This is a genomic window from Microbacterium xylanilyticum, from assembly GCF_054654695.1.
In genome coordinates this window covers 3,364,040-3,380,769 of record NZ_BAAIEN010000002.1, presented here as the reverse complement: position 1 = coordinate 3,380,769, position 16,730 = coordinate 3,364,040, and the positions used below count along the sequence as shown (strand labels likewise).

The following is a 16,730-nucleotide window of genomic DNA, read 5'->3' as shown; positions in this document are numbered from 1 at the left end:
ACGGATTCGTAAGAAGTTCGCGGAATCGGATCCGGTTCACTCGTCATCCGCGCCGCGGCGGCGTTCCGGCAGGGTGTCGCGCGACGGGGTCGCCTCCTCCGTGCGGATCGGCGTGGTCGCGCTGGTGATCGGCGGGGTGGCGGCGCGCTCCATCGCATCCACCACACGCAGGGGGCGGGTCTCGTCCAGGGTGAGCAGGAAGCGCGCGTTCTCACGGCGGTGCAGGCGGCCGGAGTACGCCATCCAGCCCGCGCCGATGGCGAAGGCGAGCAAGCCCGCTGCCGCGCCGACGGTGATCGCGGCGCGCGGCCCGAAAGCATCGGCCACCCAGCCGGCGATCGGCGCGCCGATCGGGGTCGCGCCCATCACGACCGCCATGTACAGCGCGAGCACGCGCCCGCGCAGGGCCGGATCCGTCGTCGTCTGCACGTAGCCGTTCGCGGTGGTGAGCATGGTGACGGTGGAGAAGCCGACGAAGACCAGGGTGATCGCGTACGCGACGTAGGTCGGCATCTGCGCCGAGATGAGCGACGCGACCCCGAACCCGCCCGCGGCGAGCATGAGTACGCGCACCCGCGCGCGGTCGCGTCGCGCCGCCAGCAGGGCGCCGGTCAGGGATCCGATCGCGAGCACCGAGCTGAGCACGCCATAGCCGTCCGCCTGCCGGTGGAACTCCAGCGCCATCGTGGAGGCGAAGATCGGGAAGTTCATGCCGAAAGCGCCGATGAGGAACACCATGACGAACACGACCATCAGATCCGGCCGGCTGCGCACGTAGCGCAGGCCCACGAGGAGCCCGCCCGCCCGCCGGTTCTTCGGGCGCGGGATGAGCTCGCGGGTGCGGATGAGCAGCAGCGCCACGATCATCGCGAGGAACGTCGCCGCGTTCGCGACGAACACCCATCCGGATCCGAGGGCGACGATCGCCAGGCCGCCGACCGCGGGCCCGATCAGCCGGGCCATGTTGAAGGAGGCCGAGTTCAGGGCGACCGCGTTCGACGCGTTCTCCATCGACACCATGTCGGAGACGAATGCCTGGCGCGCCGGGGCGTCGAACGCGTTCGCGATGCCGAAGCAGGCCGCGAAGGCCAGCATCAGCGGGAGCGTCATCACGTGCGTGAGCAGCAGCACGGCGACGCACAGCGCGAGCACCATGAGCGTCGACTGCGTGACGAACAGGATCCGCCGCCGGTCGAACCGGTCCGCCACGCGGCCGGTCAGGCCGACCAGCACCAGGGGAGGGCCGAACTGCAGCGCCATCGTGGCACCCATCGCCGTGGCGTCGTTGTGGGTGAGCTCGGTCAGCACCACCCAGTCCTGCGCGGTGGACTGCATCCAGCCGCCGATGTTCGAGATGATCGCGCCGAAGAACCAGATCCGGTAGTTGAACGCCGCGAACGAGCGGAACATCTGGCTCACAGCTCGGCCAGCTTCCGCATCAGGATGCTCGCGCGGTGCAGCAGGTCGAGCTCGTCGACCGTGAAGTCGAGCTCGGTGATCTCGGCCATGAGCAGGCGGGTGCGGCGCTCGAACGTCTCCGCGACCACCTGCTCGCCGGCCGGGGTGATCTCGACGTGCACGCGGCGCCGGTCCTGGTCGTCGGGGATCCGGGTGACGTAGCCCTGCTCCTCGAGGCCCGTCACGAGCGCGCTCATCGTGGGGGCGGTCACCCGCTCGCGATCGGCGAGCGCGGTGAGGGAGTGCCTCCCGTGCGCGCGCAGCGCTGCCAGGGCGCCGAGCTGGGCGTCGCTCATCGCGGTGTTGCGGCTGTCCACGGCGCGCACCGAGCGCAGGCGGCGGGCGAGACGGAATGTGGCGAGACGCAGTTCGGTCGCGGTCTCGTGCAGTCTCTCGTCGTCCATCGCTTAGATAGCCTAACTAAGTTTCTGGAGAATCGGATCCTGATCCGCCATGTCGCAGGCGCGTCATCCGCCGACGCCGAACCGCGGGCGCGGTGCCGGATCCGTAGACTCGGGGGCATGGCTGAGTCCCGCACCGCCGAGTTCACCGACGCACACGGCATCGCGATCGTCTACGACGTGCACCCCGTCCCCGACGGCGTGACCCCGAGAGGCGTCGTGCAGCTGCTGCACGGGGTGGGGGAGCACGCGGGCCGCTACGGCGCGCTGATCGCCGACCTCACCGCCGCGGGCTTCATCGTGTACGCGGACGACCACCGCGGGCACGGCCGCACCGGCATGAAGCAGCACGGCGACGCGTCCCGGCTCGGCCGGCTCGGTCCCGGGGGACTGCGCGCGGTCGTCGCCGACGAGTGGCAGCTCACCGAGCTCATCCGTGCCGAGAACCCCGGACTCCCGCTCGTGCTGCTCGGGCACTCCTGGGGCTCGTTCCTGTCGCAGATGGTGCTCGACGCGCACCCTGACGCGTACGACGCAGTGATCCTCTCCGGCACCGCGCACCGCACGCCGCGCGACCTGAACTCCCTGCCGTTGAACGCCCGCTGGAAGGGGCCGGACGCCCACGGACTGGAGTGGCTGTCCCGCGATCCCGCGGTGTGGGCCGACTTCCGCGCCGACCCGCTCACGACCGAGGTGCCGCTGCTCAAGCTCTTCGGTCCGATCGAGGCCGCGCGCCTGTACGGCCGCCCGGGCAAGGACTACCCGCGGGACGTGCCGGTGCTGCTCATGGTCGGCCGCGACGACCCGGTCGGCGGGCCGCGCAGCGTGCACCGCCTGGCCGACGACTACCGCAACCGCTCCGGCCTCAGCGACGTCACGACGCTGGTGTATCCGGACGCCCGCCACGAGATCTTCAACGAGCTGCAGCAGGCCGAGGTGCGGGCGGACCTGCTCGCCTGGCTCGACAAGCACGTCCCTGCTCGCGTCTGAATCGCCGAGCGGATCCGCGCCGCCGCCGTGCGGAACCGTGCGCAGGGCTCGGCCTGCGGATCCGTGCGCGCACGCCGCCGCGTAGGCTGGAGCGGTGCACGGTGAGTACAAGGTTCCTGGCGGCAAGCTGGTCGTCGTCGACTTCGAGGTGACCGACGGTGCGATCGCCGATTTCCGGCTCGCGGGCGACTTCTTCCTCGAGCCGGATGACGCGCTCGACGACATCAACGCCGCGGTGACCGGCCTCCCCGTCGAGACCGACGCCGCCGCCATCGCCGCCGCCGTGCGAGCAGCCCTTCCGGCGGGTGCCCAGCTCCTCGGCCTCACGCCCGAGGCGGTCGGCACTGCCGTGCGCCGCGCCCTCGTGACCGCGCCCGGCTGGCGCGACTTCGACTGGGAGATCCTGCACGAGAAGGCGGTCTCCCCGCGCATGAACCTGGCGCTCGACGAGGTGCTCACCACTCGGGTCGGCGAGGGGCGGCGCCGTCCGACCCTGCGGATCTGGGAGTGGGACGAGTCGGCGGTCGTGATCGGATCGTTCCAGTCGTACCGCAACGAGGTGGATCCGGCCGGGGCCGCCAAGCACGGCTTCGACGTGGTCCGGCGGATCTCCGGCGGCGGCGCGATGATGATGGCCGCGGGCCAGATCATCACCTACTCGCTGTACGTGCCCGCGTCGCTCGTGCAGGGCATGACCTTCGCCGACTCCTACGCGTTCCTCGACGACTGGGTGCTGCAGGCGCTGCGCTCGCTCGGGATCGACGCCACCTACCAGCCGCTCAACGACATCGCCGGCCCCAGCGGCAAGATCGGCGGCGCCGCGCAGAAGCGGCTCGCCAACGGCGGGGTGCTGCACCACGCCACGCTGTCCTACGACATCGACGGCCAGATGATGACCGAGGTGCTGCGGATCGGCCGCGAGAAGCTCAGCGACAAGGGCACCGCCTCGGCGGCCAAGCGCGTGGATCCGCTGCGCAGCCAGACCGGCCTCACCCGCGCCGAGATCATCGAGCGCTTCAAGGACACCTTCCGCGGCGTCACCGGTGCCGAGGACGGCACGATCGCGGACGACGAGTACGCGGCGGCCGAGGAGCTGGTGCGCACCAAGTTCGGCACCGAGGCGTGGCTGCACAGGGTTCCGTGAGCCCGGAGGCTAAGGCGAAGGCATCGGTCGCTGAGCCTGTCGAAGCGCCCGCCGAGGGTTCTGCGGTCGCTGAGCCTGTCGAAGCGCCCGGGGCCGGCGGGGTCCCCTCGGCGGGCACAGGGACCGGAATCGGCGCCGTCGAGATCGTGCACGGGGAGGCGCTCGACGTCGCCCGCACCCTGCCGGACGGATCCTTCACCCTCGTCTACCTGGATCCGCCGTTCAACACCGGCCGCACGCAGGAGCGGCATGCCGTCTCCAGCCGTCGTGCCGACCGCCCGGCTGACGCAACGCAGGATGGATCCGCCGAACCGGCCGATTCCGGGCCTCGGAACGGCTCCTCGATGAAATCCATCCTGAATTCGGTCGGGTCATCGGAGGCGACCCGCGCCCCCGAGGTGAACCACGGCTTCCACGGGCACCGCTACGAGCGGGTGCGCGAGCTGCTGCACGCCTACGACGACCGCTTCGACGACTACGGCGACTTCCTCATGCCGCGGCTCGAGGAAGCCTGGCGGCTGCTCGCCGACGACGGCACGCTGTACCTGCACCTCGACTACCGCGAGGCGCACTACGCCAAGGTCATGCTGGACGCCGTGTTCGGCCGCGACTGCTTCCTGAACGAGATCATCTGGGCCTACGACTACGGCGCGAAGCCGCGCACCCGCTGGCCCACGAAGCACGACACGATCCTCGTCTACGTGAAGACCCCCGGCGGGCACGTGTTCAACGTCGACGATGTCGAGCGCGAGCCCTACATGGCGCCGAGCCTGGTCAGCGCCGCCAAGCGCGAGCGCGGCAAGCTCCCCACCGACGTGTGGTGGCACACGATCGTGCCCACCACCGGGCGCGAGAAGACGGGATACCCGACGCAGAAGCCCGAGGGGATCCTGCGCCGCATCGTGCAGGCGTCCAGCCGCCCGGGCGACCGGGTGCTCGACCTCTTCGCCGGATCCGGCACCACGGGCGCCGTCGCCGCGGCGCTCGGCCGCGACGCCCTGCTCGTCGACGTCAGCCCCGAGGCCGTGCGCGTGATGCGGCACCGCCTCCCGCACGCGACCGTTCGCGAGGGCTGAGCGCCCGGGTGTCGGCGCCCCGGCCGTTCAGGCGCCGCTCGACGTTCGAGCGTCGGCTGGCCGTTCAGGTCGCAATTTCGGCGCTTCCCGAGGTCTGTTGGCGCAGTTCTTGCGACCTGAACGCACGTGTGGCGGCTCAGTGACGCCGGCCCAGGTCAGGCGGCCCGCCCCGGTCGCCGGTGCTGCGCGAACGCCTCCATCAGGGCCGCGCGGACGGCGCCGATCGCCTCGGAGCCGCGCGCCGACTCCCGCACGGCCGTGAATACCTCGCGCACAGGGTATCCGGGAAGCTCCGCCAGGGTGACGCCGGCCGGGGCGTCGCCCCAGATGAGATCCGGCAGCATGCCGACCGCGTGGCCCGCCTCGATGAGGCGCACGTGCGCGGTGAGGTCGGCGGCCTCGAACCGCACGTCGGGCTCGAACCCGGCCGCCCGGCACTGCTGCACCGCCCACTGCCGTGCCGCGGATCCGGTCGGCTCCATGACCCACGGGCGATCCCGCAGCCGGTCGAGCGAGAGCGCGGGCTCCCCGGGCGGCAGGACGAGGCGGATCCGATCCTCGCCGATGAGCTCGTGCACGTTGCCCGGGTGCCGCTCGCGGGTGTGCCCTGGGTACTGCTCGGCGATCACGAGGTCGAAGCGCCGGGCGGTGAGCTCGAACAGCCCCTCCTCGGGCGGCGCTTCCGTCATCTCGACGCGCAGCTGCGGATGCGTCACCGTGAGGGCGGTCAGGGCGGCGGGCACGATCGTCTCGGCGGCGGTCGGCATGGCGCTGATCCGCACCGCCTCGGCCGGAGCCTGGCTGAGCGCCTGCCTGGCCTGCTCGTCGAGCTCCAGGGCGCGGGCGGCGTGTGCGGCGAGCACCCGGCCCTCGGCGGTCAGCCGGATCCGGCGTCCATCGGGCTCCAGCAGCGCGACCCCGGCCTCGCGTTCGAGGAGCGCGAGCTGCTGCGACACGGTGGACGGGCTGTACGACAGCGATCGCGCCACCTCGGCCACCGTGCCGCGCAGGGCGAACTCGTGCAGCAGCCGCAGCCGGCGCAGCTCGAACACGGGTGCTCCTCTCTCTCCGCGCCCGTTGTCGGCGTCACCTGACGGCCAGACGGCAACTCCGCGACGAGACTGCGACTCTCGGGTGCAGTCTCGTCGTTCAGCTGCAGTCTCGCGGTGAGGGGGACCGACGCGAAAGCATCGATTCTATCGAATAATATCCGTCATAAAACGTTGCTTTTCCTGCAGGGAGATCGGATCCATCCTGGGAGCATCCCCGCGCGCGTGCGCGATCCCGAACCCCACGAGGAACCATGACCGCCACCGAAACCGCGACCGGCGCCGCCGCCGGCCTCGACGATCTCTCCGCCCTCGCCGACGACGCCGTCGCGCTCGTGAAGACCTGGCTCGTGGAGAGCCGCGAGGTTCCCGTCGACGCGGCCGGACAGCGCCTCGCCGGCGTGCTGCGCGACCCGAACGGCCTCGACTTCACGGTCGGCTTCGTCGACGGCGTCGTCCGCCCCGAGGACCTGAAGGTCGCCGCAGCCAAGCTCAAGGAGCTCGTGCCGCTGACCCCCGGCTTCCTGCCCGCGCCGATGAAGGCCGCGATCGGTCTGGGCGGCGCGACCGCCGGCATGGTCCCCGGCGTCGTCGTTCCCGCCGCACGCGCCGTGCTGCGCCAGATGGTGCGCCACCTCATCGTCGATGCGCGCGACGAGAAGCTCGGCAAGGCCATCGCGCACATCCGCGAGACCCAGGGCGTGAAGCTCAACATCAACCTGCTCGGCGAGGCGATCCTCGGCCGCGAGGAGGCGAAGCGCCGCCTCGAGGGCACGCGCCGTCTGCTCGAGCGCGACGACGTCGACTACGTCTCGATCAAGGTGTCCTCCACCGTCGCCCCGCACAGCCCGTGGGCGTTCGACGCGGCCGTCGCCGACGCCGCCGAGGCGCTGCTGCCGCTGTACCGGATCGCCGCGAAGGGCATGCCCGACGGCTCGCCGAAGTTCATCAACCTCGACATGGAGGAGTACAAGGATCTCGACCTCACGATCGCGGTCTTCACGTCGATCCTCGACCGCCCCGAGTTCAAGGGCCTGGAGGCCGGCATCGTGCTGCAGGCCTACCTGCCCGACGCGCTCGGCGCCATGATCCGCCTGCAGGAGTGGGCCGCGAAGCGCGTGGCCGACGGCGGCGCGCCGATCAAGGTGCGCGTCGTCAAGGGCGCGAACCTGCCCATGGAGACCGTCGACGCCGAGTCGCACGGCTGGCCGCTGGCGACCTGGTCGACCAAGCAGGAGTCGGACGCCTCCTACAAGGCCGTGCTCGAGTACGCGCTGCGCCCCGAGCACATCGGCAACCTGCGGATCGGCGTGGCGGGCCACAACCTCTTCGACATCGCTCTGGCCTGGCTGCTCGCGCAGAAGCGCGGCGTCACCGAGGGCGTCGAGTTCGAGATGCTGCTCGGCATGGCCTCCGCGCAGGCGCAGGTCGTCAAGCGCACCGTCGGATCCCTGCTGCTCTACACGCCGGTCGTGCACCCGGACGAGTTCGACGTCGCGATCGCATACCTCATCCGCCGGCTGGAGGAGGGGGCGTCGCAGGAGAACTTCATGTCGGCGGTCTTCGACCTCGACGCGGATCCGAAGCTGTTCGAGCGCGAGAAGGAGCGCTTCCTCGCCTCCGTCCGCAGCATGCCGACCGAGGTCCCCGGCCCGAACCGCGTGCAGGACCGCACCGCTCCGGCGCCCGCGACCGACCCCGCCGACTACGTGTTCGAGAACACCCCGGACACCGACCCGTCGCTCGCCGCGAACCGCGCCTGGGGCGACGCCATCCGCGCCCGCATGGCCGACTCCGCGCTCGGGAACGACACCGTCGCGGCGAACACGCTCACCACGCCGGAGCAGGTCGACGCAGCCATCGCCACCGCGGTCGCCGCGGGCGAGGCCTGGCGCGCACTGGGCGCCGAGGGGCGTGCCGCGATCCTGCACAAGGCCGGCGACGTGCTCGAGGCGCGCCGCGCCGAGCTGCTCGAGGTCATGGGATCCGAGGCCGGCAAGGTCATCGAGCAGGGCGACCCCGAGGTGTCCGAGGCGATCGACTTCGCGCACTACTACGCCGAGAGCGCCCGCAAGCTCGCCGACGTCGACGGCGCCGTCATGCAGCCCGTCGGGCTCACCGTGGTCACCCCGCCGTGGAACTTCCCCGTCGCGATCCCGGCCGGATCCACGCTGTCCGCGCTCGCCACCGGATCCCCGGTGATCATCAAGCCCGCCCGCCAGGCCCGCCGCTCCGGTGCGGTCATGGTCGAGGCGCTGTGGGAGGCCGGCGTGCCGCGCGACGTGCTGAAGTACGTGCAGTTCGACGGCCCCGCCCGCAACGACCTGGGCGCGAAGCTCGTGAGCGACACGGCCGTGGGGCGCGTGATCCTCACCGGCGGCTACGAGACCGCGGAGATGTTCCGCGGCTTCCGCAAGGATCTGCCGCTGCTCGCCGAGACCAGCGGCAAGAACGCGATCATCGTGACGCCGTCGGCCGACCTCGACCTCGCCGCGAAGGACGTCGCGTACGCCGCCTTCGGGCACGCCGGGCAGAAGTGCTCCGCTGCGTCGCTCGTGGTGCTCGTGGGCTCGGCGGCGACCTCCGAGCGGTTCCGTCGCCAGCTCGTCGACGCCGTGCGCGCCTACGACGTGGGCTCGCCCGAGGACGGCTCCAACCGCATCGGCCCGCTCATCGGCCCGGCCGAGGGCAAGCTGCTGAGCGCGCTCACCACGCTGCATCCGGGGGAGAGCTGGCTGCTGAAGCCGGAGAAGCTCGACGACACCGGGCAGCTGTGGCGCCCCGGCATCCGCGACGGCGTGAAGCGCGGATCCGAGTTCCACCGCGTCGAGTACTTCGGCCCGGTGCTCGGCATCATGACGGCTGGATCCCTCGCCGAGGCGATCGACATCGTCAACGACATCGACTACGGCCTGACGAGCGGACTGCACTCCCTCGACGAGGACGAGATCCAGCAGTGGCTCGCCTCGATCCAGGCCGGAAACGTCTACGTCAACCGCGGCACCACCGGTGCGATCGTGCAGCGCCAGCCGTTCGGCGGCTGGAAGAAGGCCGCCGTCGGCGCCGGATCCAAGGCCGGCGGTCCGAACTACCTCGTCGGACTGTCGGAGTGGGTGGATGCGCCCGTCGCCACGACCCGCGAGCTCGACGGTCTCGCGACCTCCGCGGTCGGCGCGCTCGCCGCGTCCGGCACGGCCGACGACGACATCGCCTGGCTGCGCGGCGCGCTGGCCACCGACATCGACGCGTGGGCCGACGAGTTCGGCGTCGTCCGGGACGCCACCGGGCTGGTCACCGAGCAGAATGCGCTGCGCTACCAGGCCGTCCCGGTCACGGTGCGCTTCGAGGGCGCGCGCATCGCGGAGCTCGTGCGCGTGGTCGCCGCCGGACGCCGTGCCCGCGCGCGCGTCACGGTCTCGACGCTCGCGCCGCTGCCCGGTGCCGTGGCCACGTGGCTGGGCACCCAGGACGTGGCGGTGGCCACCGAGGACGCCGCCGCCTGGGCCGCGCACGCGCAGCGCCTCGCCGCGCGCGGGGGCCGGGTGCGCCTGATCGGCGCCGGCCCGGCGTCGACGGCCGAGGCCGTGGACGGATCCCCCAGCCTCGCGCTGTACGCCAACCCGGTCGTCGCGGCGGGCCGTGTGGAGATCCTCCCCTTCCTGCGCGAGCAGGCGGTCTCGGTCACCGCGCACCGCTTCGGCACCCCGCACCGCCACGAGATCCCGATGCTGGATCCGATCGACTGACCGGATCCCCCCCGAACCCGCCGCCCGGCTCCCATGGGCGGCGGGTTCGTCGTGTTCGCGCCTCCGCCGCCGTCCCGCCCCGCGGAACTTCCCGCCGTCGGAAAACCGGGGAGGGGTTCGGCGTGTCGGGCGCCGAAGGACCCTTCTAGCCCCGACGCGCCGAGAAGCGTCTCGGTTTTCCGGACTGGACCTCCTTTCCCGTGTGGGGTTCGTGGCGCCGATCGCTACTCGAGTGGGAACAGCGCGGCCCAGGCTGGCCCCGTCTCCGATTGCACAAGCCGCTCCCGAGGAACGGACTCGTCGTGTATGGGATCGATTCGCGCAGTGTCTACGAGAGGTCGACCGCTTGGAACAGTCCTCGATCGTCGCGTTCGAGCCTTCCGGTCTCGAGCCCGCGCTGAAGTCCGGCGTCCAATCTTGACGAGACGCCGTCGGTGAGGCGCTTGCCGCCGAAGAGCGCTAGCGCCTGTCTCTTGAGCTCGTCCTCGTTCATGCCACCCCCGAGTTCGGCGACGATGGCCATAGCGTTGGCGATCTCCTCCAGCGGAACGTGGTCGATGTTGCGACGGTCTCCCGGGTTGCTTCGACGTACATCTCGCCAATTGAGCGGATCGAGTCCTGTCGGCCACGCACAGGAGCGGTCGGTCGTGCGGAGATTCTCGTGTGGCAGGCAGCGCAGAATCGCATCCGCGCGGGCTGCTGCGACTCGATTCAATCCGAACGCCTCAGCGGCAAGCCTCGCCAGCCGCATCTTGTGAATGGGGCCCTCCTTCTGCACGATCTCGCGCAGTACTGAGCGCACCTTCTCGGCTGCGGCGTCGTGCGGCAAGCGATCGAGCGTGTCGGTGGTGCCAAATCGCTTCGGCTCCCACTCGACGTACTGTCGCAGACGCGGATGGTGCAGCCCTGCGCCGATCGGAGCGGCCGCATCGCTCGGAGAAGCCGAACGGAGCAGTGCTGTCGAATCGGCAGCTGCGTGCGGAACGACGGGATCGGCTGTAAAAGACGTCACGGAAGCCGGGCCAGTGTTGGCCTTCGATTGTTCGAGCCGCAGCGCAGCGCCAGCCTTCAGGACAGCTGCGGCGAGCCGTGCGAGCGTCAGGTCACGTTCCTGCAACCACTCCGGCAACCACACCCGCTCGACACAGGGCCACTTCATCAGGCCCTTGAGAACTTCGACCGGGAGACCATCGCGGTCCGCAACCGTCCGGCGGGCGCGCCAGCTCTCGCCGTCAAGGAGCACTGCGACTAGGGGGCGCCCCGGGTCGGCTGCGTCGGCGATCGAAATGTCGACACGGAAGTCGGACAGTCCGATGTCAGTCTCGACGGCAAACCCGCGATAGCGCAGCTCGTTCGCGATCTCGTCCCGGTGCCGATCGACCAGCCGATCGCGATGCGCGCTTTCGGTTGTCGATCCAACCCCGGATGCGGCGAGCTCTAGGTATCCCTTGAGGTGCTTGATCCCGATCGACGCCGTCTCTTCTGCGCGCAACTCGGATGGGTCGAAACTGGCGAACAGAATCACCTGCCTGCGCGCGCGTGTGATCGCCACGTTGAGCCGCCGCTCGCCGCCAGCGCGAGAGAGCGGACCGAAGTTGAGGGGGATCGCTCCTCGTTCGTTCGCGCTGAACGCAACGGAGAACAGAATGGTGTCGCGCTCGTCACCTTGCACATTCTCGAGGTTCTTGACGAATAGGCCGTCTCGTTCGTCCAAGGCATGAGCGATCCGGTCGTCTGGAGTCTCCCGCAGCAGAGTTTCTATGAGGGTGCGCTGTTGGGCGTTGAAGGTGATGACTCCTAGGGATGGTGTGTGATCCGGCGAGTTCGCGAAGCGTCGCACCACTTCCCGGACGATGGCTTCGGCTTCGACGGCGTTTGTTCGGAGGTCCCGGCCTCGCCCAGAGCGATTGAAATGACCCGCGACCCGCACAAGGGAGATTCCGTGGTCGGGATCGATAGCGGAGTCTTCCGCGGGCCATGGAGCAGGAAAGGATGAGAGCCGACTGTCGTAGTACGCGTGGTTACTGAACGCGATGAGCGCCTCGTCCTGACTGCGGTAGTGCCACGACAGCCACTTGCGCGGGACGCGCGCCTGCACGCACTCGGAGAGGATGGACTCCTCATCGGCGACGACATCGGCGATAGGCGAGGCGTCCATATCGATGTCGGTGCTTACCTCGGCGAAGTTGGACGGTGGCATCTGCTTGCTGTCTCCCACGACAACGACTGAAGAACCGCGGCCCATCGCCCCGACGGCGTCTGCTACGCGGATCTGAGAGGCTTCATCGAACACGACGATGTCGAACATCTTCGCCCTCGCGGGGAGGAAACGGGCCACTGACTCGGGGCTCATGAGAACGCAGGGGGCGATCTGAGTGATGAGATCGCTGTAGTTCTCGAAGAGTGCTCGTACCGTCATCCCACCGCGCTGGCGTCCGAGCTGTCGCTTGAGCTCGCCCATCATTCCGCCTTCATACGCAGGGTCGATCCGCCGGTTGGCGATAATCTCGGCGGGGATCCACCGGGGCAGAGCGTCTCGAATTGCAGTGGTGCTCGAGGTGAACCGATCGATCGTGCGATTGTGCGCGGCGACGTCGAATGCAACCATCGCCTGCGAGTCCGCTCGCTCTGCAATCGATGCTTGGGCGATGCCCTTGTCGAAGGAGAGAGAAGCGAGGTCCGCGGGCAGTGCGCCAGTGAGGAGCGCATCATGTGCGGTCGTCATACCGAAGCGGATAAGCGGCTCAAGATGCCGTCGGAAGGCAACCCATCGATCCAGAGTGACGGGCTCGATCGTCGTGAGGTTGCGGGCATCGGCCGTGGCCTTCCACGTGGCGAAGAAGCCCTCCGAACGCGCCCAGCTGGCGAAGACGTCCGTTCCGTCCCCCGAGGGCTCTACTACGCCACTCGCTGCGGCGAGCGCTCGCCACGCGATCGCGACTCGGGTGAGGGCGTTGGCAAGGTCAGGATCTGGGCGACTGGCCGAGTAGTACCTTCGGAGCGCTTGACGAAGGTCTGGGTTTCCGTTTCCAGATGACAACACAGAGCTCAACCAGACTCCCCACGCCAGGGCTGCCTTCGCCGGCTCCACGCCTTCTCGAAGGTAGGGATTCCAGTCAGGCGACACGAGGGGAAGCGGCAGGGTTGCGAGGGCCGCGCGCAAGGCCCCGATCTCATCAGCTGCGCGTGCCACCTCGGCGGTGAGCGGTGTGACGTCGCGTGCGGGGAACGAGCGGGCGTCAGCCCGCAGGGCTGCGCCGTAGCCTGCGAGGACTGCGCGCTGACGCTTGCGACGTCCGAAGAAGCCCGAGGCGTCCGCGGCTGCCGCCGCCCGGTGGACGGAGTGGACGTCTCCATCCAGTGCCTCAGGGCTCACGGTGGAAAACCACGGGCGAGCGGCGTTGCTGGTGATCAGCCGACTCTGCAGAGACTGCACCTCGCCGGACAGGGCACGCGCATGCAACGCGTCGATCGCGTCAAGCGGGTGTCGGGGCGCGTTAGCCAGTGTTGCCCAGCATTCGAGGTGCCACGGCGCGGACGTGAGAGCGACTAGCTCGGGATCCGGCTGGCGAGCGGTGAGGACGCTGAGCGCATCGTCGAAGTCGCGCGCCGCGTGGTGGAGTCGGCGCGTATCGAGCGGGTTCGCTGCGGTGCTCGTCACAAAGCCCCACGGATGCAACGGGGCCGGATGAGCGAGATCGGCAGTCTCGGGCAATGTGCGCAACAGCCGGCGAAGGTACTCGAACTGTTCTTCGGTGCCTTCCGCGACCAGCGTCGCCGGGACGTCGAGCGGGTCAAGGTCTTCCGCCGCCGCCAGAAGTTGAGCGCGCGCAGAGTAGAGCGACAAGCCTGCCGAATTCGGCTCGTGGAGCCGATTCGCATATCGTTTGAGTGCTCCACGACTCGTCGCGGCAGTCTCCGTATCTGCCTTGAGCGCCGCGCCGTCCGGCCGGGCGATTGCGTCGATGGCCGCGCGGATCTGCGCGCGTACTGCGGTCGGACGTGCGCCCTTGTCATGCAGGTCGAGCGAAAACGGTCCGAGACCAACGGCATCCAACCGGTCTTTGACCACATCGAGGGCTGCGCGCTTCTCCGCCACGAAAAGCACCCGCTTTCCGTTGGCGAGCGAGTGCGCGAGCAAGTTGGTGATCGTCTGCGACTTTCCCGTGCCAGGAGGGCCTTCGAGCACGAACGTGCGTCGTGCTTCCGCCTCGGCAACAGCTTCAAGCTGCGAAGAGTCTGCCGGCACCGGGACTGCGTTATTCAGTGCGTCGAGGTCGACCGAGGCCGGCGCCGAGAACGGGTCGACGAACTCTGCAGTCGGCGTATGGATCAGGTGGTTTACGAGAGAATTGCTGGCTAGGTCCTGCCAGTTCTCGTCCAGATCCTTCCACAGTCGATATTTCGCGAACTGCAGGATCGAGAGATCAACCGTATCTTCGACAGTGAATGACAGGCGGGCCGACGCGAGGGCCTGCCGCGTTGCGGCGAATGCGGCGGCTAAGTCGATCCCCGATTCATCCTTCAATGGATTGGCGAGCCCGGGGATGTCGAGGCCGAAGGTAAGCCGCAACTTCTCCAGGAGGCAGTAGTTCGGCGTGGACTCTCCGGATTCATCGATTCGCAGGCGGAACGTGTTGCCGCCACCGGTCGCCTCCAAGCTGACGGGCACCAGGACGAGCGGCGAACGCAGTTCGCGGTCGTTGAACGTCCAGCGCAGCATCCCGAACGCCATGTACAGGTTGTTGGCGCCCGTCTCTTCGATGATCGTGCGTGCCTTGTAGGCCAGTGCCCGCAGCCCTGTCGTGTACGTGGCTCCCGTGACGCCGATGAAGACTTGTTTCCGCTCGGACAGCATTCCTGCGCGGGAGGACTCCGGGAGGTCCTGACCGAAGCGGATGCCACGACTGCCGTCAACCACTGGTATCCGGTCGTTCGGCACCAGCGTGACTGCGGCGCCGCTGTTGATCATGTCCTCGAAGCTCGCGAGTGACGGCTGCGGTACAGCGAGCGGGTACCCCGACTTCTCCCCGTAGTTGATGAGTCTGTTCCGCAGACTCAAGTCGAGCAACGCGTTCTTCCAGAGCGCGACTCGAGGAGGGATGTCGCGCGCGACTCCCCCGGCAACCGCATGGGCGGATGGCGCGTAATGCAAAGCCTCCGGCACCTGAGCGACGGTGTACTCGAAGATCCGTACTTCACCCGATTCGTCGACCGCGCGACTCGGTAGGGGATAGATCCTGGCAAGCCGCGCTTGCATGATGTCAGTGATTCCCTGGACCGACGTGACGTCGCCGGCGAGCGTGGTGATGTGATGTTGCCGGCGCGCCTCGGCGAACGGTTTCGACGCAGAGCCACCGGTGAGGAACGTCGTTTCGACGACCTCGATCTGTCCGATACCGACGTAGTTCACCGCCTCGGCCGGATCCAGCTGGGCCGGCCCGTCGAGGCTGGCCTCATCGCGCCAGTACCCGAGGAAGATGTGCCCGGGCAGGAGCCACAAAGTTGAGTTGATACCGGCTTCCTCAAGAGCCGCCGCGAGCGTGACGGTGGTATCGAGACATGTGCCGAGTCGCCCTTCGAGCACGTCTGCTGGAGTGCGCACCTTCTGACCTTCGAGTCCCCAGCTCGCCGGCGGCTCGGCATAGCGGATATCGCGAGCGCGCATGCTTTCATAGATGGACTCAACGATTGCGTCTACTCGCTCCCGCGAGCCTTGCTGATAGCCGTCGAGTGCCGGATTACCTGTCTTCTGCTGCAGGCGGTCTGAAGCCTCCACCAGCAATGGCTCGATGGCAGGCGAGTTGGGCTGCACAAAGGACGCAAGCAGCTCGAGGCTCAGCTGCGGGGGATTTGCGCGCCACTGATTAGCGGCGAGCACCGTGACGGCTGTGTCACGGTGTGCAATCACTGTACCCATGGCGTCGCGCAGTGTGACTCGCACAACCCCCTGGGTGGGGTATTCAATCGCCAACATCCGTGCTGGATCGAGCACGAGGTCGGCATTGCGCAGCGTTGTCGGAGTGGTCCCGTCGAGATCTGCGATGACGATCTTCGGGTCCCCCAGGGACCCGAGCTTGGAGATCGCTTCCACTTCGACTGAGGCTCCGCGCAACTCCTCGCCTTGATAGTCGACCGTGATTTCGTCGACGATCGCGATCGAGTTGCGCGCATGGGCGTAGCTCAGGTCAGGAAGCACGCTGATCGAGATCGCTGCGGTCCTGCCGGGGGAGGAGGGAGCCACGGCCTCTTCGAAGACAGGAGCGGCGACGGACGTAGTTGTTTCGGCGAGCGGAATCGCGGGATCGTCCCTGGGTGCGCCGAGCGCGGGCGCGGGGATCGCGGCACTCGAATCCGCAGCCATCGCCGCGAGCACCGGCGTTTTGAGCGCCTGCACCCGGCCCGCTTGCGCGTCGGCCCCGAGGCTGCGAAGGAGCATCTCCGCCGTATCGAGCGCGCGATATGTTTCCGCGACTGTGAACTCTTCGTGGTGGGCCCAGCCGTTGCGAACGTTGCGGAGTTCGCTCGCCCAATTCTGCGCCTGGCGGCCTACGATTCCGGCGAACGCATACCCAATCGAGCCGAACGACTCGGTAAACGCGCGGAGGAGCAGGGATAGATCTCGGGGGTTGTATCGACTGAAGCTGCGCCCCGCTTGCCGGTCCTTCTGAGCGAGGATGTCAGTCCAGTCAGCGACCGAAGGCGCGAGTTCCTGGAAGCGTGCCGTCACCAGCGGGCGGAGTCCTTCGCTCAGGGCCTCGAGCGCTCCTTCGATCTGGTCTCGAGCATCGAACTCTGCCATCGCACTCCTAGCAAACTCAACCCAGGGTATCCCGGTGGCGGCATCATCGCCGGATCCCATATTC

General features: G+C 68.8%; 8 protein-coding genes. 4 read left to right on the top strand and 4 right to left on the bottom strand.

Annotation, left to right across the window (positions count from 1 at the left end; translation table 11 throughout):
* Positions 1 to 36 precede the first annotated feature (36 nt).
* Both ACYQ1L_RS16880 and ACYQ1L_RS16875 read right to left on the bottom strand, forming a co-directional pair.
* On the bottom strand, positions 37 to 1,410 hold the full coding sequence (locus ACYQ1L_RS16880) for an MFS transporter (protein ID WP_460005847.1): 1,374 nt from the start codon (positions 1,408 to 1,410) through the stop codon (positions 37 to 39).
* A 5-nt stretch (positions 1,411 to 1,415) separates the two neighbouring features.
* On the bottom strand, positions 1,416 to 1,862 hold the full coding sequence (locus ACYQ1L_RS16875) for a MarR family winged helix-turn-helix transcriptional regulator (RefSeq protein ID WP_460005172.1): 447 nt from the start codon (positions 1,860 to 1,862) through the stop codon (positions 1,416 to 1,418).
* 117 nt (positions 1,863 to 1,979) lie between these two features.
* Here ACYQ1L_RS16875 and ACYQ1L_RS16870 point away from each other — a divergent pair, with 117 nt between their 5' ends.
* From ACYQ1L_RS16870 to ACYQ1L_RS16860, 3 genes are all read left to right on the top strand, one after another.
* Positions 1,980 to 2,849 (top strand): alpha/beta fold hydrolase, encoded by an 870-nt coding sequence (locus tag ACYQ1L_RS16870; protein ID WP_460005171.1) that lies wholly within the window; start codon positions 1,980 to 1,982, stop codon positions 2,847 to 2,849.
* Between the two features lie 94 nt (positions 2,850 to 2,943).
* Positions 2,944 to 3,993 (top strand): lipoate-protein ligase LplAB, encoded by a 1,050-nt coding sequence (gene lplAB, locus ACYQ1L_RS16865; protein ID WP_460005170.1) that lies wholly within the window; start codon positions 2,944 to 2,946, stop codon positions 3,991 to 3,993.
* Between the two features lie 128 nt (positions 3,994 to 4,121).
* Positions 4,122 to 5,069: a DNA-methyltransferase gene (locus tag ACYQ1L_RS16860; RefSeq protein WP_460005846.1), complete on the top strand. Its 948-nt coding sequence runs from the start codon at positions 4,122 to 4,124 to the stop codon at positions 5,067 to 5,069.
* A 155-nt stretch (positions 5,070 to 5,224) separates the two neighbouring features.
* Here the strand turns inward: ACYQ1L_RS16860 and ACYQ1L_RS16855 are convergent, their stop codons facing one another.
* On the bottom strand, positions 5,225 to 6,121 hold the full coding sequence (locus tag ACYQ1L_RS16855; protein ID WP_460005169.1) for a LysR family transcriptional regulator: 897 nt from the start codon (positions 6,119 to 6,121) through the stop codon (positions 5,225 to 5,227).
* 251 nt (positions 6,122 to 6,372) lie between these two features.
* Between ACYQ1L_RS16855 and ACYQ1L_RS16850 the strand changes: the two genes are divergently transcribed.
* Positions 6,373 to 9,864 (top strand): bifunctional proline dehydrogenase/L-glutamate gamma-semialdehyde dehydrogenase, encoded by a 3,492-nt coding sequence (locus ACYQ1L_RS16850; protein WP_460005168.1) that lies wholly within the window; start codon positions 6,373 to 6,375, stop codon positions 9,862 to 9,864.
* 328 nt (positions 9,865 to 10,192) lie between these two features.
* Here ACYQ1L_RS16850 and proA read toward each other — a convergent pair whose 3' ends face one another.
* Complete coding sequence (gene proA / locus ACYQ1L_RS16845) at positions 10,193 to 16,666, bottom strand: anti-phage protein ProA (protein WP_460005167.1); 6,474 nt, start codon at positions 16,664 to 16,666, stop codon at positions 10,193 to 10,195.
* Positions 16,667 to 16,730: the final 64 nt, after the last annotated feature.